A 16,396-nucleotide genomic window follows, 5' to 3' on the forward strand; every position below is an offset into this window, starting at 1 on the left:
GACAGGCGCGCGGACGCCCCGGGAGTCAATACGGCGGACAGATTACGGAACGGTCACAGCGAAATACCAGCATTCCGGGTTAGGGTGGTCACATCTACAGAACGAATCCGTTCACCACCTCGGCTGGGAAGTCGCAGACGACCAGAAGGCCGAATGAGCATAACCGCACCCCCCACTGCACCCGTAAATGAAGAGCCGAGGGAAAAGAAGCCCCGCCGGGCCAGTATCACCAGCACCTACTCCGGACTGCTTAAGGCCGTCCGTGACGAGGGCCTGCTGAAGCGCCGGCGGTCTTTCTACATCACCACCGCCGCATTCCTGTTCGCCGGACTTATTGCCGCTGCAACGGGATCATTCTTTATCGGGGAAAGCTGGTTCCAGCTGCTGATCGCCGCCGCACTGGGGGTGCTGCTGACCCAGCTTGCTTTCATTTCGCACGAGGCTTCGCACCGCCAGGTGTTCGAATCCGGTCCGGCAAATGACCGGGCGGGCCGCTTCCTGGCCAACGCAGTGGTGGGCATCAGCTACCAGTGGTGGATGAACAAGCACAGCAGGCACCACGCCAACCCGAACACCGTGGGCAAGGACCCGGACATCGAGATGGACACCATCTCCTTCCTGCCGGAACAGGCCGCGCGGCAAAAGGGTTTTATGGCATGGTTTGCCCGCCGGCAGGGATGGCTGTTCTTTCCGATTCTGATGTTTGAAGGCATCAACCTGCACGTCACCTCCATCCGGCACCTGTTTTCCAAGAACGCGGTCAAGGGCCGGGCCTGGGAAATCACCGTTGTCCTGCTGCGGCTGAGCCTCTACCTGGCAGCTGTCTTCTTCTTCCTTCCCGTGGGCATGGCGTTCGCGTTTATCGGTGTCCAGATGGCAGTGTTCGGCGTGTACATGGGCGCTTCCTTTGCCCCGAACCACAAGGGCATGCCGATCATTCCGAAGGACTCCAAGGTGGACTTCCTCAGCCGGCAGGTGCTGACCTCACGCAACATCGTGGGCCGCGGCATGAACACCCTGATGGGCGGGCTGAACTACCAGGTGGAGCACCACCTCTTCCCCAGCATGCCCCGGCCGCACCTGGCCCGGGCCAGCGAACTGGTCAAGGAACACTGCGCCAAGCACTCCATCCCCTATACGGAAACCACCCTGCTGCAGTCCTACGGGATTGTGGTGAAGTATCTGAACAAGGTGGGCCTTGCGGCCCGCGATCCGTTCGACTGCCCGGTGACAACGAAATACCGGGTCTAACGCAGGGAAGCCGATGCGGCCGCCGGAAACGGCGGCCGCCCGTTTCTGACAGACTGGGAAAATGGCACACAACACGACGGACCGTCCCGCCGGGAAAACCCCGGTTGCCCACCTCGGTATGCGTCTGGAGGATTCCCTGCATGCGTGGCGTGAGGAACATGCCCGAAAGCGGGGAGACGTTCAGACTGTCCTGCCGTTCACCGGGTACGGTTCCACCACCTGGGTGCGGGTGCTGGGCCGCGTCGTCCTGGCCAAGCCCGGATACTTCCGCGGAAACGAAAAATCACTGGCGTCCAAGGCCATTGCCGACGGGATCCGCGGCTGGCGCAACTTCATCAGCCCCCCGGTCAACAAGGCCACCATCACTGTTCAGGTGGGGGACAGCAAGCACGTAGTCACCGCGGACCGCGGCGGCGTGATTGATGTTCGCCTGCCAGCGCAGATGGAGCCCGGCTGGACCACCGTGACCCTGCATTCCGAGGACGGGGAAGAAACGGTGGCCCCGGTCTATGTGGTGGATCCTGCGGCCAGGGTGGGTGTGGTTTCAGACATTGACGACACCATCATGGTCACCGCCCTGCCGCGGCCGATGCTGGCAGCCTGGAACACCTTTGTGCTGGATGAACACGCACGTACCCCCACCCCCGGCATGGCCGTGATGATGGACAGGCTCGCCCGCCAGAATCCGGTAGGCCCGGTCTTTTACCTCTCCACCGGAGCATGGAACGTGGCAGCAACACTGACCCGTTTCATCACGCGGAACCTTTACCCTGCCGGCCCCCTGCTGCTCACCGACTGGGGCCCCACCACCGACCGCTGGTTCCGCAGCGGCCAGGCGCACAAGCGCACCCAGCTGGCCCGCCTGACGGAGGAATTCCCGGACATCCAGTGGCTTCTGATCGGCGACGACGGCCAGCATGATGAAGAGATCTATGCGGCCTTCGCGCAGGAACACCCCGACAAGGTGCGTGCTATTGCCATCCGCCAGCTCTCCGCCGGCGAAGCCGTCCTGGCTGGCGGCCGGACGGGCCGTCCCGGCCAGACACCGGTTGACGTGCCGTGGATCTATGCACCTGACGGGGCGGGAATGTCACGGCAGCTGGCCGAGCTGGGCCTGCTCACCGAGGCCGAATAGGGGGAGGGGCCGCGCCGCGGGTCCGCCGCGGAGTCAGGCCCGGTCCGCCTTGGTGACCGCTACTTCCCAAACCGTGCCTTCGGTCCCGGTGGCCGTGATCTGCAGTTCACGCTCACCCGTCGTTATGTCCTGTTCCAAGCCGCTGATGTCCATGGTGGTGGTATGGGTCAGTCCCTCGGTCATGGGGCAGGTCATCTGCACAAAACCGATCCGCGCAACCTCTACCCTGATGGTGTCCTCCCGGTCGCAGGCCACCTCGAACTCGAGGGCCTCCGAATCCGTGGTGAGTCCTTCGACCGTCATGGAGCCGGGCGCGCCGTCGTCGTTGGTCTTGATCCGCGTGACGAGCGGGCCCCTGTCCCGGGGTGCAGCGGCAGGCGTACCGCTCACCGATCGGGTTTGCTCTGTCACCGGGACTTCAGCGGCGGCGGTGTCCGTGGAACCGGTGCCTGTCTCCGTTCCGGAACATCCGGAGGCGGCCATGACGGCCACCGCCATGGCGGCGAATATCGTGCCGGTACTCCTGTGCATTTTCGCTGGCATTTGGTTCCCCCTGTACTCGGGAGGCCCACCATAAATGTCTGCCCGGATTCACGGGCGGCCGACCCCAACGGATGGTGCGTCAACTTTCCACTATGTAGTGCGAGTCTGCCACTGTGCGGAAAAGTGTCAACCGTTGCCTGCGGGTACAGGGTTCCATGAGGGCCGCCCTTCCCAGCGCTGCTGCGGGATTCAGACAGTGGAAAGAATTGTTCCCGATGTCCCGCAACTACTGTTCGGCCACCGTACTAACGGTGCGCAGGATGCGGCGAAGGTCCATGGCCATTGCCGCGGTGGCATCTACCGGACTGTCAGCGGAACCCGAGGTGTTCACCAGGCGCACCAGCTCGACCAGGGACTCGGTGGCCGCCGCGTGCTCGTCGCTTTCCGGATCCCAAACCTCCACGGCTTCAGCGCACGCCGCCACGGCCCTGGCCAGCGGCTCGGCCAGCGGCGCCGGGACTGCCACGTTCTCCGGGTTGCGCCAGATGGCGTCCGTGAGCACGTCTGTCATGTCCTTAACGTGTGCCGTTGCGCGTTCCATCGCCCGCAGGGCCCGGTAGTCGGCGTCGAAGTCGCGCCGGTACTTGCGGCTGCGGATATTTCCGTGGCGGCTGCTGTCAGCCAGTTCCACGGCCTCCCGGACCTCGCCGGTAAGCCCGTCCAGCTCGCTTTCTCGGCGGGACCATTCCTCATGCTCAGGCGGCCAGGTTTCCCCCAGGGCGCTGCCCATGTCCCGCAGCTGTTTGGAGAGGGACTGGCGCAGGGCCACGAGTCCGTTCACGACGCCGTTCAGGTGCAGCGGCGGGAACACGGTGGCGTTGACGACCAGCCCGACGATGACTCCGACCAGCATCTGCACCATATAGCCGAAGGAATACCCGTCCGGATCATCACCGCCCAATACCAGTACAAACAGGGCGGCAACAGGCACGTAATCCCGGCCCGAGGCGCCCAGATGGGGCAGGCCAGCCAGCAGGACGCCGAGTCCCACAATCAGGGAAATGGTCAGGACATTCGGGGCACCGAAGAGCAGCGCGCCCAGGGCCAGGGCCATGCCGACCACGAGACCGGCCAGGGTCTGCAGGCCGGTCCGCAGGGAACCGAAGACGGTGGGATACATGCTCACCAGCGCGCCCAGCGGTGCGTAGTACGGGTACTGTGATGCCACCCCGGGGACGTGCGGGGCCAGGGTCCAGGCAATGCCGACGGCGATGGCAGCCTTCAGTGCGAGCTGAAGGCGCGTGTAGCGCAGGAAGCCGGTGACCCGGTTGGTGACGGCACTGAATGACCGTTTGTAGAGGGACTGTTCGCCGGTGGTCATTAGGCCAGTATTGCCCCGGCGGTGCCGGGACGACGATTTTTCAGCCGTCCCTGCTGCCGGATGTGGGCAGCGGCACAATGCTCCGGCTGCCCAAAACATCCGCCAGCCGGTCCAGGAACAGGCGCACCTGGACGTTCTGTTCGTGAATAAGCAGGGCGAAAATGCTGCGGGCCAGCCGGATCTCCGGCACGTCCAGCACCACCGTCCCCGCGGGCCGGTTCAGCATGGCCAGTTCCGGCACCAGGGCCGCGCCCAGGCCTGCCGCGGCCATGGCCAGGCTGGCGTTGAAGTCATCGCACCATGCAGAGACCCGGGGGTGCAGGCTGCAGCTGGCAAACAGCCGCTCAATCACCAGTGCATCCGGCGTGCCGGGATGATGCATGATCCAGGGCATGCCGGCGAGCTGCTCGGCAGTGACTTCCGCGCCGTCGCGGATTCCCCAGGACTCCGGCAGCACCACCCTGAAATTGTCATCCCCGAGCCACTGGCGGCTGATCGTGGACGGCCAGGCCAGACCACCCTGACCCACCTGGTACACCAGTGCGACGTCCAGGTCCCCGCCGGTGCGCAGTCCCTGGATGGTTTGGGCGGGCTCGGCAACGGAGAGCTTCAGGCTGATGCCCAGCTCCTGCCAGCCGGGGGAGGAGAGCAGCTCCGGCAGGGCGAACGTGGCGAGGCTGGGAAAAATACCCAACCGCAGTTCGTGTCCGGTGTCCTGGCCGGTCCGCGCAGCTGCGGCCAGAAGTGCGTCCATGTCCGTCAGCACCTTCGCGGCGTGCCGGGCCATCACAACGGCGGCCTCAGTGGGGGAGGCCGTGCGGGCAGAGCGGACAAACAGTTGGGTGCCCGTGTCCCGCTCGAGGGCGGACATCTGCTGCGACACGGCGGAGGCGGTGTACCCCAGGCGCAGGGCTGCGGCGGCGAAGGAGCCGGTACGGAGCACCTCAAGGAGGGTCTTCAAATGGATCGGGTTCACCATGCCAGCTCCTTCTTCGTTGCCCCGGGGCGTCGACCACAATATCTAGTGTTCGGGGGTACTAGAGGCGACACGCCCACGGTACGCGACACGCAAGCATCTTGCCGATCTCGTCACATGTGCATTCGGTTCTGCACAGGCTGTGGAGAACCCTGCCGGAACCGCGTAAACCTCACGAATACCGCGGTAATCCCTGTGCACAAACTGTGGACGAAGACCCCCTGTAATGACATACTTGTAATACATCATGTGGGGGTTCCCCCTAGAGGTGCGCACTAGATGTAGTGTCTGGGCAGGTAACTGGATGTAGTATCTAGGAACAGACTTCGAGCTTCACAGAAAGCTCCCGCATCACCGCAGCAACAGACTTCACCCGGCTACAACCAGCAACCAAAACCCAGCAACAGAACAGCTTTCACAGCTTCACTAGGGGAGACCAGACCATGACCGTTACGGTTTACACCAAGCCCGCCTGCGTTCAGTGCAACGCCACCTACCGCGCCCTCGACAAGAAGGGCATTGTGTACCAGAGCGTGGACATGTCCCAGGACCCCGAGGCCCTTGAGCGCGTCCGTTCCATGGGCTACATGCAGGCCCCCGTTGTCGTCACCGAGCAGGACTCCTGGTCCGGCTTCCGTCCCGACAAGATCGAAGAGCTGGCCCAGGCGCAGGTCTCCTCCGTCGCCTAAGAATCCCACGGGCCCTCCGGCCCACGGTTTCCCTTAGCAGCACCTCGCATCACCGCACCACGCACCACCCGCGCAGAACCCGTCAGGAGCGCAGCAACCATGACACTGGGGATGGCAGACCAGGCCGGCATTCCGGCAGAGGCATCCGCAGAAGAGAGGCACCCGGAAACGGACGCGTCCCTGATTTACTTCTCATCGGCCTCCGGGTACACCCGACGCTTTGTACAAAAGCTCGGGGTCCCCGCGGCCCAGCTCCCGCTCCACACTCCCCGGCCCACCCTGCTGGCCCGCCGGCCCTATGTGCTGTTGCTCCCCACCTACGGGGGAACCGCGGCACAGCCGGGGGCCGCGGCCAAGGGCGCCGTGCCCAAACAGGTCATCAAGTTCCTGAACAACGAGCACAACCGCTCCTTGATCCGGGGAGTGATTGGGGCGGGCAACACAAACTTCGGGGACTCCTATTGCCTCGCGGCGGACATCATCGCCGTGAAATGCCAGGTCCCCGTGCTGTATCGATTTGAACTCATGGGCACGTCCGAGGACGTCGCCAAGGTTAACGAAGGATTGGAAAAGTTTTGGACACATCAGTCGCAGAAGCCGGCATGACAGCCTCCAAGGAGCTCCCCGAGGCTTACAAGGACCTGGGCTATCACGAGCTCAACGCCATGCTGAACCTGTACGGCAAGAACGGCGAGATCCAGTTCGACGCCGACCGCGCTGCTGCGCGCCAGTACTTCCTCCAGCACGTTAACAACAACACGGTGTTCTTCCACGACCTGGAAGAGAAGCTGGAATACCTGGTGAAGAATGAGTACTACGAGCGCGAAACGCTCGACCAGTACTCCATGAACTTCATCAAGGACCTATACCAGCGTGCCTACAAGAAGAAGTTCCGTTTCGAGACCTTCCTGGGCGCGTTCAAGTTCTACACCTCCTACACGCTGAAGACCTTCGACGGCAAGCGTTACCTGGAGCGCTACGAGGACCGCGTGTGCATGGTTGCCCTGCACCTGGCCCGCGGCGACGAGAAGCTGGCCGTGCAGATGGTGGATGAAATCATCGAGGGCCGCTTCCAGCCCGCCACCCCCACCTTCCTGAACGCCGGCAAGGCCCAGCGCGGCGAGCTGGTCTCCTGCTTCCTGCTGCGCATCGAAGACAACATGGAGTCCATTGGCCGCTCCATCAACTCCGCACTGCAGCTCTCCAAGCGCGGCGGCGGCGTCGCCTTCGCGCTGACCAACATCCGCGAGGTCGGCGCGCCGATCAAGCAGATCGAGAACCAGTCCTCCGGCGTGATCCCCGTGATGAAGCTCCTCGAAGACAGCTTCTCCTACGCCAACCAGCTCGGTGCCCGCCAGGGCGCCGGTGCCGTGTACCTGCACGCCCACCACCCGGACATCAACCGGTTCCTGGACACCAAGCGTGAGAACGCGGACGAGAAGATCCGCATCAAGACCCTCTCCCTCGGCGTCGTCGTTCCGGACATCACCTTCGAACTGGCCAAGCGCGACGAGGACATGTACCTGTTCTCCCCGTACGACGTCGAGAAGGTCTACGGCATGCCGTTCTCCGACATCTCGGTCACCGAGAAGTACTACGAGATGGTGGACGACGCCCGGATCAAGAAGACCAAGATCCGTGCCCGCGAGTTCTTCCAGACCCTTGCCGAGATCCAGTTCGAGTCCGGCTACCCGTACATCATGTTCGAGGACACGGTAAACCGTGCCAACCCGATCGACGGCAAGATCATCATGTCCAACCTGTGCTCGGAAATCCTCCAGGTCTCCGAGCCCACCACGTACAAGGATGACCTGTCCTACGACGAGACCGGCAAGGACATCTCCTGCAACCTTGGCTCGCTGAACATCGCCAAGACCATGGACTCCCCGGACTTCGGCCGGACCATTGAAACGGCCATCCGTGCGCTGACCGCTGTCTCGGACATGAGCCACATCGGCTCCGTTCCGTCCATTGCCAAGGGCAATGACCAGTCCCACGCCATTGGCCTGGGCCAGATGAACCTGCACGGCTATCTGGCCCGCGAGCGGGTCCACTACGGTTCCGAAGAGGGCATCGACTTCACCAACATCTACTTCTACACGGTGGTCTACCACGCCGTGCGGGCCTCAAACCTGCTCTCCATCGAGACCGGCCGCAAGTTCGCCGGCTTTGAGCGGTCCAAGTACGCCACGGGTGAGTACTTTGAGAAGTACATCAACTCCGAATGGGTACCGCAGACCGAGCGGGTGCGCGAACTGTTCGCCGGCGTGAAGATCCCGACCCAGGCTGACTGGGCCGAGCTGCGGGATTCGGTGATGGCCCACGGCATCTACAACCAGAACCTGCAGGCCGTGCCGCCCACCGGCTCGATCTCCTACATCAACAACTCCACCTCCTCCATCCACCCGGTGGCGTCGAAGATCGAGATCCGCAAGGAAGGCAAGCTGGGACGTGTCTACTACCCGGCCCCGTACCTGACCAATGACAACCTGGAGTACTACCAGGATGCCTACGAAATCGGCTACGAGAAGATCATCGACACCTACGCCGCTGCCACGCAGCACGTGGACCAGGGCCTGTCCCTGACGTTGTTCTTCAAGGACACCGCCACCACCCGCGACATCAACAAGGCGCAGATCTACGCCTGGCGCAAGGGCATCAAGACCATCTACTACATCCGCCTGCGCCAGCTCGCCCTGGAAGGCACCGAGGTTGAGGGCTGCGTTTCCTGCATGCTGTAAGGCCTGCACCAACCGCACTCCCTCCCCGGAACTTTTGAAGACAAGGAAACAGTCATGACCGAGAAGCTGAAGCTGATCGACCACGTGCAGGCGATCAACTGGAACCGCATCCAGGACGAGAAAGACGTAGAAGTCTGGAACCGTCTGGTCAACAACTTCTGGCTGCCCGAGAAGGTGCCGCTGTCCAACGACGTCCAGTCCTGGAACACGCTCACCCCGGAAGAGCAGCAGCTGACCATGCGCGTGTTCACCGGACTGACGCTGCTGGACACCGTCCAGGCCACGGTTGGCGCCGTGTCGCTGATCCCCGATGCGCTCACCCCGCACGAGGAAGCGGTCTACACGAACATCGCGTTCATGGAGTCCGTGCACGCCAAGAGCTACTCCTCGATCTTCTCCACCCTGGCTTCCACCAAGGAGATTGACGAGGCGTTCCGCTGGTCCACCGAGAACGAGAACCTGCAGAAGAAGGCGCAGATTGTCACCGAGTACTACCGCGGTGATGATCCCCTGAAGCGCAAGATTGCCTCCACCCTGCTGGAGTCCTTCCTGTTCTACTCCGGCTTTTACCTGCCGATGTACTGGTCCTCCCGGGCCAAGCTGACAAACACGGCAGACCTGATCCGCCTGATCATCCGTGACGAGGCTGTGCACGGCTACTACATCGGCTACAAGTTCCAGCGTGGACTGGAGACCCTGCCGGAGGAACGCCGCCAGGAACTGAAGGACTACACGTACGAGCTGCTCTTCGAGCTGTACGAAAACGAAGTCCAGTACACGCACGATCTGTACGACGGCGTCGGCCTGGCCGAGGACGTCAAGAAGTTCCTGCACTACAACGCCAACAAGGCGCTGATGAACCTGGGCTACGAGGCCATGTTCCCGTCCACCCTGACGGACGTGAACCCGGCCATCCTTTCCGCCCTGTCCCCGAACGCCGACGAGAACCACGACTTCTTCTCCGGCTCCGGTTCCTCCTACGTGATCGGCAAGGCCGTGAATACGGAAGACGACGACTGGGACTTCTAGTTCCGTTTTTCAGCACCCGGGTGGTTGGCTGCTGAAGAACTAAAAAATCCGCAGTAAAAACCCGCGGCACCGGATCGAAAGGTCCGGTGCCGCGGGTTTTTACTATGAGCTGACAAGTTAGTTGGCCAGTGTCAGGCAACTTACTGAAGCCCGGCGGCCGGGGGGGGGCGGTGATCATCGCGGCCGTCTCGGAGCTGCCGGGTGACGGCCAGGCCCAGTGTCCACCACCGCGGGAGGGGAGATTCAGCGAGGCTCTGATCCGCAGTACATTTTGACATTCCAGTCCCAGAAACTGCCGTTCCGGATACATTCTGCCTTGTACTCAACTCCGTCGTAAGTGATTACTTCCTGGGATTGGCCTCTGGTGTCTATATATTCGAACCACACCATTTTATCTTCAGTTACAAAGCAGGTCTTGGACGACGAGAAAAAGCCGGAATCATCACATTTCGACATTTTTATGCTATTGCCTGAAGAATCCTCGTACTCCCAATCTCTCTTCCTTTCGCTGTCTGGTGCGACTTCCCTGACCCTGTGCTCCGAGGTGGCGAACTCTGCGGGGACAGGGAGCCGTTCATCAACCGCGCGGGTTTGATCGGAGAAAAGTATAGCGACAGTAATCACAGCGCTGACCGTGGCGATGAGGAGTAGGAACTTAGTGAAGGTTTTCAATGCAATCTTCCGGTGCGGGGACTCAATAAAGGCGATGCTGGATTCCCTCAAGGAGTGCCAGCCCTAGAATATTGATGTTTCTGGAGACTCTGAATATTCAGCGCTTGCAGTCGCGGCTGCTCTTTGTGTCTACATGTGTGCGGCACAGTCAATGAAACGCGGCGGGATTCGGATGCCCAGGCGACGAGCCTGAACCAGGGGCATCTCCCGGGTGTGCCTAGACGCACGACCGCCCCGCTCGGTCCCAGAAGGCTCCGGGCGGGGCGGGGCGGGGCGATGGGGCGGACGCCTGTGCAGAGTTCCGTTTCCCTTCGGCGGCCTGGGTTGCAGTGGGATCTACAGGCCGGCGGCAGCGATGACCGGGCGCATTTCGTCGGCAAAGGCCGCTTTGTTGAGCGCAACATGGCCGGCGTGGGGTGCACGGAAAGCCGGTCGGCTGTCGCCGAACGCCTTGCTGAATGCCTGGTAGGTATCGAAACCGAGGCAAATAACGGGGACTTCGGGAGCGGCGCCGATGATCTCCATTTCCCGATCAAAGACAGCCGTCATCAGCTTGTTGATACCGGCTTCGTATTCCGGACCGCCCGCCTTGAGCTTGTCTTTAAGCTCCTTCGAGTTTCTGGTTGGAAGTCCCTTGTAAAAGTCGGTGATGTAGGCGCCCTCCAAGGGTGTTCCCGCAGTGCCGTAGGCCGTCAGGTAGTCACGGCTGCCGCAGTGGAAGTTTGCCCAGGGCTGTCCGGCGCCCGCACCGGGTGCGTGCGTCCCGCTGTTGAAGCCAAGCAGGATGACGTTGTTATGGATGATGTCCTTGAGGGCGTCGTAGGATTCCACCACCGTCATGTCCTGGGATGCCTTTACGGGGCCTACATCAGTGCGCTTGCTCCAGACGGCCCAGCTCGCGTGCTGGCTGAAAGGGCCGCCCGGTTCTGAGACAAGCCAGTCGGGAGCTTCGATTTTGCCGAAGACGTCCTCTGTCATAAGTGTCGAGAATTGGCTTTCCGAAATCATGCTTCCCCCATTGTGTAATTTTTCGGCGTGGGCGCCATCCTAACGCGTTCGCCTGTCTTTCCTCTGCTGGACCTGCCCACCGGCCTTATTACCGGCGCCCTCGTTGCCGGGCTTCGCGTCCGATCAGCGATTACCTCCTCGTCATCAGGAGGCTGGCCATCTATCTCGGGATATGGCCAAGTAATGCGGAATCTCATATGACGGGCTGACATATGTGCTCCGGTAGCGCGTTCCCGCTAGGCTCGGGGCGGGCCGGAAAGCGGCCCTTCATAAATGGGGGATATTGAATGAAGAACACTTCGAAGACGCTGACCGCTTCGCTTGGACTGGCCGCGCTGCTAATGACAGGCTGTGCCGCGGACACGTCGGAGGCAGCTCCTGTCGCAGAGGAAAGCGCCATGAGTTCGCCTGTACCGTCCGTCTCCGAGTCAGCATCCGAGGAAGACGGCCGCATCTATGAGGTGCCCAGTGAGGTCCGGGGCATCGAAGCGACCCCGGTCACCCTGGATCCCAGCATGGAGGTGCTCCCAGACCACGTCGCCGATGAAGTGACTGCCGCGGTGGGCGACTTCCTGGCGACAGCGCACAGCTTCCCCGACCTTCAGAAGGGGAGCCGCAATGTGGAGCCCGGTGATGTTGAAACTGTGGCACCGGTGATGCAGCCGCTAATGACTGAGCGTATGTGGGGGGAATTCGCCGGAGCGATCCAGGGCTCGTACGTGGGTGATGACGGACGGCAGCTGATCCCGGGCTATGTTCGTTTTTGGTCCACAGGGAACTTCGCCAACATCCTCCTTGACGAGCCATCGCACCGCGAGCACATGACCGCAGACGATAACGGATTCACCCTCGCCCATTCAGCCCAGGCGCCGATGACCCTCTCGTATAAGTCCGATGCCAGCGGGGTGGCGTGGGTGAAAGTCAGCGGGATGGAGTACCGCACCTACTTCACCAACACCAAAGGTTATCTCGGTATGGTGCACTACAGCGTCGATGAAGCGTGGATGACGCAGGGCCAGGACGGCGTCTGGCTGGTCGACTCATGGTCCGCACCGATGGAGTACCAGGTCCTCACTGAGGTCGCACAACAGAACTGGGTGGACGACTTCTAGCCTGAACGGCTTGCCTTCAAGGTTGTCCTTGACGATGGGCGGTGCGGCTTCCTCGGTGGTCGCCAGACCCTATACAGGATGAAGGTTCAGGGCTGCGGTCTTTGCGGCCTCGGGGGATTGGTGTCCGTGGGTCGGGGGCCCATCTGCTCCAGTGTCGGAGAAAAATGACCACCTAAGCCGGAATGGGAATCCTTCACCTACCCGACGTTTTCACTGGGAAACAGGGTCAACCAGGAGGGCACCTAGGGCAGCCGGCCGGGGCGCAGCAGCGTGGGTTCTCCCGCCCGGGCAGGGTCCAGCGGGACCGGGCTGATCAGCACCGCAGGTCCCCGCTGCAGCAGGCCGCTGCTGACGGGCCGGCAGCGCAGCCCGCCCCGGCCCCGCATCGCCTTGTGTGCGCCGGGAGCCAGGACGGTATCCATCCATGCACAGGGGTGCGCGTGCCGGCCGCCGTGGAAGTCCACGCTGCCGCCGGGGGTCCGCAGGGTGAAGTCCTGTCCGATGAGCGGCACCAGTTCGGCGCCGCGAAGAACCACGTTGCGGCGGGTCAGCAGCGGATCGAAGGGGCCGGCACCAAGATCGGCCGCGATGGCTTCCAGGGACTCGACGGCAAACAGGGTCACGGCGGCGTCCATGTGGGCTGCCTTGCCGAAGAACCGGTCACCCACAATGCCCTTGCCCGCCACTACCTCTGCCCGATCTGCGTCGGCGGTCTCAACATCGGCGGGACCGTCCTTGGCGCGGCCGAAGTAGGCGTGTCCGCCCGAGACGAGCAAGTGCAGGACCTCGACGTCGTACGCGTAGCTCATGTCTCTACGCTATCCGTTTCTTCCGGTGCGCCGGCCGTCCCGGCAGGCCTCGCCGGCGGGCAGAAGGTGGTGGGCATACGCGCCGAAGCGTGCGAGGATATGCGAAATTGCCGCGGACGGGGGACATGGAATGAAAAGGACTGCTTCTGCGCTGGTGCTGCTGCCTGCGGCGTTCCTGTTGGCTGCCTGCACCGCTGCTTCCTCCACGGAACCGGCCCTGTCCTCCTTCGCCTCCGTTGATGAAGCCTACGACGCCGTTGCCGAGACCCTGGACTGCGATCCAGCCACCACGGCCGAGCCTGTGACCGTGGAGATTGACGGCTATTTGCCCCAGTACCGTATGTGCACTGAAACGGTCGAGATCATCCGCTACGACAACGAGGCGGACCGGATGGAGGCCACGGAACTGATCGAGGGTGCGGAGAACGGGCCCGGCTATTTTGCCGAAGGGAACAATTGGCATGTGCTGGTCCTTCCGGGCCGCGACGGTACAGTTCCGGGCAGCAACGAAGTCTCCGAACTTGCTGACGCGATGGGCGGCAGGTTCGTCACTAACGGCGGCACGGAATAGCTAAAATAAAACCTGTGGGATTGCTGAAAGGAATCCGGTATTGCCGGTAGAATTCAGGGCGAATTGTTTTGGCAGACCGAGGAGAGGCAGCACATCATGTTCCTGGCGAATATTGCGGCAATGGCCCAGGAAAGCAGCGACGACGGCGGCTCCGTAATCCTTTGGTGGGCTCTGGGAATTGCCCTGCTGATTTACTTCGTGTTTTCACTGGTCAAAAAGTCCAAGACAGCGGCGGATAAGCAGCCGGGCGGGCAAAAAGCGGCGCAGGGCAACTCGGCAATGACGGCCGAGGACGTGGTGGCGCAGCGGTTCCAGCCGACCAAATTCAGGGAAGGATATGACCAGGATGAAGTGGACAGGTTCCTGGACACGATTGTCGGGGAACTGCGCCGGCTCCAGGAAGAAAATGAGCTGCTTCAACGGCACATCATCAATCCGCTCAGCCAGCCGGTGTTCACCGCGAACCCGGGCATGAGCGCAGATCAGGTCATTAACCAGAAGTTCTCGCCCACAAAATTCCGGGAGGGTTATGACCAGGACGAAGTGGACGACTTCCTGCAGAAGATTATCGCGGGGCTTCGACAGTGGGATGCGGAAAATGAGCAGCTTCGCGCCCGGATCTCCGGCAACGTGATCCCGTAAAAACGGTCCTAGCGCCCGGCCTGATGCAGCCGGTCGGTTGGGAGCAGGAGGACCGTGGCGGCAGTCATATCGACTGCCTTCGCAATGGCGCCTTCCGCTGTGGGCGCCACCGTGATCCGGTCCCGGTGGACTTCCTGGATCAGCACGGGGAGCCGTTGTCCGCCGTCGACGTCCAGCCACCAGTCCTCGGTGAACATCTGCAGCCCCAGATCATCGAGCAGGGTTTAGGCAGCATCCAGATCCCCGGGGCCGGTACGCATGCGGTGCAGGAGGTCGAAGGGCACGAACCTTCCGTCCTCGGTGACATGGATGTACCCGACGTGTTCGCCGTGCCAGCTGCGCCTGTGGTCAAAAGTATTCTCGGTCGGCATCGGATCCATGCATGGACCCTAACACTGAGCGGTTAGAACAGGTCCCTGAGCTTCATGGTGGTGTTCCAGCTGCGGATGGTCATGGACTTGTACAGCGGGGATGCAACAATCGCGCTCAGCCGGCTCTTCGTACGCTCGGCGCTGAGCCGTTGGGAGTAGATCACGCCGTCGCCGGGCCAGACCGTGTCCACGCCCTCCCGGGGGCGGAAGGCACCCATGGCGGTTCCGGCGTCGATATCCATGAGGAAAACCGCATCGGAGTGGTACAGGTCCGGACGTTCGCCGAAGTTCTCCGGCTTCCGGTCCACCACCGCCTGCAGCTGATCCCGGGTCAGGACAAGGACCCTGATCAGTTCATCGTCAAGGTCGAAGTGCCGGGTCAGCGCTGCCTCGATGCCCCGCCCCACCGTGGCAACGTCCTGATCCGAGGAGAGCAGGACGTTGCCGCTGGCAATGTAGGTGGAAACGTCCCGGTAGCCCAGGTCCTCGAGGTGTCCCTTCAGGGCCTTCATGGGCACCTTGTTGCGGCCGCCAACGTTGATGCCGCGCAGCAGGGCCAGATACGGGGTGTGCTCCGCATCCGGTCCCTGCTGCTCAGTCATGGAGCCGCCTTCCTGGCCGCCTCAGTACACCTAGCCGGCCAGCCTGCTGCGCCCGCCGGTTTCAACGGCGGCCACAACGCCGCCGTCAACCAGCAGGTCGGTGCCGGTGATGAAGCTGGAGTCGCGGCTGAGCAGGAAGGCAGCCGCATTGGCGATGTCTGCCGGGGTGCCTACCCGCTTGGTGCCGGACCCCTCGATCATGGCGCGCATCTGTGCGCCGGATTCTCCGGCAAGTTCCTGCTGGCCCATCGGGGTGGCAATGACCCCGGGGCTGATGCTGTTCACCCGTGCCCCGCGGGCACCCCAGCGCGGGCTGGCGGCCTGGACCCGGACCTGGTTGGCCCGCTTGGCCACGCTGTAGGCATATCCCGGGTTATCGATGCCGGCAACCAGCGGAAGCTGCAGGAGATCATCGGCGGGCTTGGCCGCGAGGCTGGCCAGATCCTCTGCGGAAAGCCCGCCGCCGCCCAGGTATCCGGCCATACTCGAAATCACGACGCCGGAACCTCCCGGAGCGATCACTTTCTCGAATTCCTCCAGCACCACGGCCACACCGAACAGGTCCACCTTCCAGATGGCCTCCACCGGGGCCTGGACGGGGGAGAGCCCGGCCGTGTGCACCACGCCCGTCACGGTGCCCAGCTCGCGCGCAGTGGCGGCAAGGGACGCCACCGAGTCGCGGGAGGAGACATCCACCTGGGCGGAGACGACGTCGAACCCCTCGCCGAGCGCTGCGGCATGCACCACTTCGAGCAGGTCCTCGTTGAAATCGGCCAGGAGGACCTTCCGGCCGGCCCCGGACCGGCGCAGCACGGCCAGTCCCATGCCGCCCACGCCAATGATTACCAGTACATCCGCTGCCATGATGCTCCTTTGTCCGGGAATGCCTTTTCGAGGGTCGGGAACCGCCCCGATGTGCCAAGC

Annotated in this window: 19 protein-coding genes and 1 pseudogene; 10 read left to right on the top strand and 10 right to left on the bottom strand. The window is 62.6% G+C overall.

Features of this window, described 5'->3' with window-relative positions:
- Positions 1-153 precede the first annotated feature (153 nt).
- Both QWJ37_RS07520 and QWJ37_RS07525 read left to right on the top strand, forming a co-directional pair.
- On the top strand, positions 154-1,251 hold the full coding sequence (locus QWJ37_RS07520) for an acyl-CoA desaturase (protein WP_290244941.1): 1,098 nt from the start codon (positions 154-156) through the stop codon (positions 1,249-1,251).
- 61 nt (positions 1,252-1,312) lie between these two features.
- Complete coding sequence (locus QWJ37_RS07525) at positions 1,313-2,386, top strand: phosphatase domain-containing protein (protein ID WP_227927686.1); 1,074 nt, start codon at positions 1,313-1,315, stop codon at positions 2,384-2,386.
- Positions 2,387-2,419: 33 nt separating this feature from the next.
- Here QWJ37_RS07525 and QWJ37_RS07530 read toward each other — a convergent pair whose 3' ends face one another.
- The 3 genes from QWJ37_RS07530 to QWJ37_RS07540 all read right to left on the bottom strand — a co-directional run bounded on the left by QWJ37_RS07530 (position 2,420) and on the right by QWJ37_RS07540 (position 5,229).
- Positions 2,420-2,776, bottom strand: a complete 357-nt coding sequence (locus QWJ37_RS07530) for a hypothetical protein (protein WP_290244942.1) — start codon at positions 2,774-2,776, stop codon at positions 2,420-2,422.
- 379 nt (positions 2,777-3,155) lie between these two features.
- Entirely contained in the window at positions 3,156-4,250 is a 1,095-nt protein-coding gene (locus QWJ37_RS07535) for an FUSC family protein (protein WP_290244943.1), read from the bottom strand.
- Between the two features lie 40 nt (positions 4,251-4,290).
- A complete protein-coding gene (locus QWJ37_RS07540; RefSeq protein WP_227901613.1) occupies positions 4,291-5,229 on the bottom strand; it encodes a LysR family transcriptional regulator in 939 nt (312 codons plus the stop codon).
- Positions 5,230-5,669: 440 nt separating this feature from the next.
- Here QWJ37_RS07540 and nrdH point away from each other — a divergent pair, with 440 nt between their 5' ends.
- From nrdH to nrdF, 4 genes are all read left to right on the top strand, one after another.
- Positions 5,670-5,915 carry a glutaredoxin-like protein NrdH gene (nrdH, locus tag QWJ37_RS07545; protein ID WP_227901614.1) on the top strand — a complete coding sequence of 82 codons (246 nt, stop codon included), beginning with the start codon at positions 5,670-5,672 and terminating at the stop codon, positions 5,913-5,915.
- 111 nt (positions 5,916-6,026) lie between these two features.
- Positions 6,027-6,521 carry a class Ib ribonucleoside-diphosphate reductase assembly flavoprotein NrdI gene (nrdI, locus tag QWJ37_RS07550; protein ID WP_227901967.1) on the top strand — a complete coding sequence of 165 codons (495 nt, stop codon included), beginning with the start codon at positions 6,027-6,029 and terminating at the stop codon, positions 6,519-6,521.
- Complete coding sequence (gene nrdE / locus QWJ37_RS07555) at positions 6,518-8,656, top strand: class 1b ribonucleoside-diphosphate reductase subunit alpha (protein WP_227901617.1); 2,139 nt, start codon at positions 6,518-6,520, stop codon at positions 8,654-8,656. Before nrdI ends, nrdE begins: the two co-directional genes overlap by 4 nt.
- A gap of 54 nt (positions 8,657-8,710) precedes the next feature.
- The gene (gene nrdF / locus QWJ37_RS07560; protein WP_227901618.1) at positions 8,711-9,685 is read left to right on the top strand and encodes a class 1b ribonucleoside-diphosphate reductase subunit beta; all 975 of its coding nucleotides are present in this window, start codon (positions 8,711-8,713) and stop codon (positions 9,683-9,685) included.
- 243 nt (positions 9,686-9,928) lie between these two features.
- Here nrdF and QWJ37_RS07565 read toward each other — a convergent pair whose 3' ends face one another.
- Together QWJ37_RS07565 and QWJ37_RS07570 are read right to left on the bottom strand one after the other, a co-directional pair.
- The gene (locus QWJ37_RS07565) at positions 9,929-10,408 is read right to left on the bottom strand and encodes a hypothetical protein (protein ID WP_290244944.1); all 480 of its coding nucleotides are present in this window, start codon (positions 10,406-10,408) and stop codon (positions 9,929-9,931) included.
- A gap of 285 nt (positions 10,409-10,693) precedes the next feature.
- Positions 10,694-11,365 (bottom strand): hypothetical protein, encoded by a 672-nt coding sequence (locus QWJ37_RS07570; protein ID WP_290244945.1) that lies wholly within the window; start codon positions 11,363-11,365, stop codon positions 10,694-10,696.
- 398 nt (positions 11,366-11,763) lie between these two features.
- On the opposite strand from QWJ37_RS07570, the gene QWJ37_RS07575 reads away from it, so the two are divergent.
- The gene (locus QWJ37_RS07575; RefSeq protein WP_290244946.1) at positions 11,764-12,477 is read left to right on the top strand and encodes a hypothetical protein; all 714 of its coding nucleotides are present in this window, start codon (positions 11,764-11,766) and stop codon (positions 12,475-12,477) included.
- Between the two features lie 242 nt (positions 12,478-12,719).
- Here QWJ37_RS07575 and QWJ37_RS07580 read toward each other — a convergent pair whose 3' ends face one another.
- Complete coding sequence (locus QWJ37_RS07580; protein WP_290244947.1) at positions 12,720-13,286, bottom strand: MOSC domain-containing protein; 567 nt, start codon at positions 13,284-13,286, stop codon at positions 12,720-12,722.
- Between the two features lie 130 nt (positions 13,287-13,416).
- On the opposite strand from QWJ37_RS07580, the gene QWJ37_RS07585 reads away from it, so the two are divergent.
- The 3 genes and pseudogenes from QWJ37_RS07585 to QWJ37_RS07595 all read left to right on the top strand — a co-directional run bounded on the left by QWJ37_RS07585 (position 13,417) and on the right by QWJ37_RS07595 (position 14,499).
- A complete protein-coding gene (locus QWJ37_RS07585; RefSeq protein ID WP_290244948.1) occupies positions 13,417-13,857 on the top strand; it encodes a hypothetical protein in 441 nt (146 codons plus the stop codon).
- 279 nt (positions 13,858-14,136) lie between these two features.
- A pseudogene (locus tag QWJ37_RS07590) lies at positions 14,137-14,286 on the top strand (DivIVA domain-containing protein); the annotation flags it as partial.
- Positions 14,287-14,328: 42 nt separating this feature from the next.
- Complete coding sequence (locus QWJ37_RS07595; protein ID WP_227928074.1) at positions 14,329-14,499, top strand: DivIVA domain-containing protein; 171 nt, start codon at positions 14,329-14,331, stop codon at positions 14,497-14,499.
- Positions 14,500-14,507: 8 nt separating this feature from the next.
- Here the strand turns inward: QWJ37_RS07595 and QWJ37_RS07600 are convergent, their stop codons facing one another.
- From QWJ37_RS07600 to QWJ37_RS07615, 4 genes are read right to left on the bottom strand one after another with little or no spacing between them, the layout of a single operon-like run.
- Positions 14,508-14,696 carry a hypothetical protein gene (locus QWJ37_RS07600; protein WP_290244949.1) on the bottom strand — a complete coding sequence of 63 codons (189 nt, stop codon included), beginning with the start codon at positions 14,694-14,696 and terminating at the stop codon, positions 14,508-14,510.
- Positions 14,697-14,723: 27 nt separating this feature from the next.
- Positions 14,724-14,879, bottom strand: coding sequence for a hypothetical protein (locus QWJ37_RS07605; RefSeq protein ID WP_290244950.1), 156 nt, complete (start codon positions 14,877-14,879; stop codon positions 14,724-14,726).
- Between the two features lie 23 nt (positions 14,880-14,902).
- On the bottom strand, positions 14,903-15,472 hold the full coding sequence (locus QWJ37_RS07610; RefSeq protein ID WP_290244951.1) for a DUF1697 domain-containing protein: 570 nt from the start codon (positions 15,470-15,472) through the stop codon (positions 14,903-14,905).
- 30 nt (positions 15,473-15,502) lie between these two features.
- The gene (locus QWJ37_RS07615; RefSeq protein WP_227901630.1) at positions 15,503-16,336 is read right to left on the bottom strand and encodes an SDR family oxidoreductase; all 834 of its coding nucleotides are present in this window, start codon (positions 16,334-16,336) and stop codon (positions 15,503-15,505) included.
- Positions 16,337-16,396 lie beyond the last annotated feature (60 nt).

The organism is Arthrobacter sp. YD2, from assembly GCF_030410475.1.
Classification (GTDB): domain Bacteria; phylum Actinomycetota; class Actinomycetes; order Actinomycetales; family Micrococcaceae; genus Arthrobacter_B; species Arthrobacter_B zhangbolii.

Excerpts from the sequence above, each read along its gene's own strand:
- QWJ37_RS07520 (WP_290244941.1), top strand. The coding sequence starts at position 154 with ATGAGCATAACCGCACCCCCCACTGCACCCGTAAATGAAGAGCCGAGG.
- QWJ37_RS07525 (WP_227927686.1), top strand. The coding sequence starts at position 1,313 with ATGGCACACAACACGACGGACCGTCCCGCCGGGAAAACCCCGGTTGCC.
- QWJ37_RS07535 (WP_290244943.1), bottom strand. The coding sequence starts at position 4,250 with ATGACCACCGGCGAACAGTCCCTCTACAAACGGTCATTCAGTGCCGTC.
- QWJ37_RS07540 (WP_227901613.1), bottom strand. The coding sequence starts at position 5,229 with ATGGTGAACCCGATCCATTTGAAGACCCTCCTTGAGGTGCTCCGTACC.
- nrdH (WP_227901614.1), top strand. The coding sequence starts at position 5,670 with ATGACCGTTACGGTTTACACCAAGCCCGCCTGCGTTCAGTGCAACGCC.
- nrdI (WP_227901967.1), top strand. The coding sequence starts at position 6,027 with ATGGCAGACCAGGCCGGCATTCCGGCAGAGGCATCCGCAGAAGAGAGG.
- nrdE (WP_227901617.1), top strand. The coding sequence starts at position 6,518 with ATGACAGCCTCCAAGGAGCTCCCCGAGGCTTACAAGGACCTGGGCTAT.
- nrdF (WP_227901618.1), top strand. The coding sequence starts at position 8,711 with ATGACCGAGAAGCTGAAGCTGATCGACCACGTGCAGGCGATCAACTGG.
- QWJ37_RS07570 (WP_290244945.1), bottom strand. The coding sequence starts at position 11,365 with ATGATTTCGGAAAGCCAATTCTCGACACTTATGACAGAGGACGTCTTC.
- QWJ37_RS07575 (WP_290244946.1), top strand. The coding sequence starts at position 11,764 with ATGAGTTCGCCTGTACCGTCCGTCTCCGAGTCAGCATCCGAGGAAGAC.
- QWJ37_RS07580 (WP_290244947.1), bottom strand. The coding sequence starts at position 13,286 with ATGAGCTACGCGTACGACGTCGAGGTCCTGCACTTGCTCGTCTCGGGC.
- QWJ37_RS07585 (WP_290244948.1), top strand. The coding sequence starts at position 13,417 with ATGAAAAGGACTGCTTCTGCGCTGGTGCTGCTGCCTGCGGCGTTCCTG.
- QWJ37_RS07595 (WP_227928074.1), top strand. The coding sequence starts at position 14,329 with ATGAGCGCAGATCAGGTCATTAACCAGAAGTTCTCGCCCACAAAATTC.
- QWJ37_RS07600 (WP_290244949.1), bottom strand. The coding sequence starts at position 14,696 with ATGTTCACCGAGGACTGGTGGCTGGACGTCGACGGCGGACAACGGCTC.
- QWJ37_RS07605 (WP_290244950.1), bottom strand. The coding sequence starts at position 14,879 with ATGGATCCGATGCCGACCGAGAATACTTTTGACCACAGGCGCAGCTGG.
- QWJ37_RS07610 (WP_290244951.1), bottom strand. The coding sequence starts at position 15,472 with ATGACTGAGCAGCAGGGACCGGATGCGGAGCACACCCCGTATCTGGCC.
- QWJ37_RS07615 (WP_227901630.1), bottom strand. The coding sequence starts at position 16,336 with ATGGCAGCGGATGTACTGGTAATCATTGGCGTGGGCGGCATGGGACTG.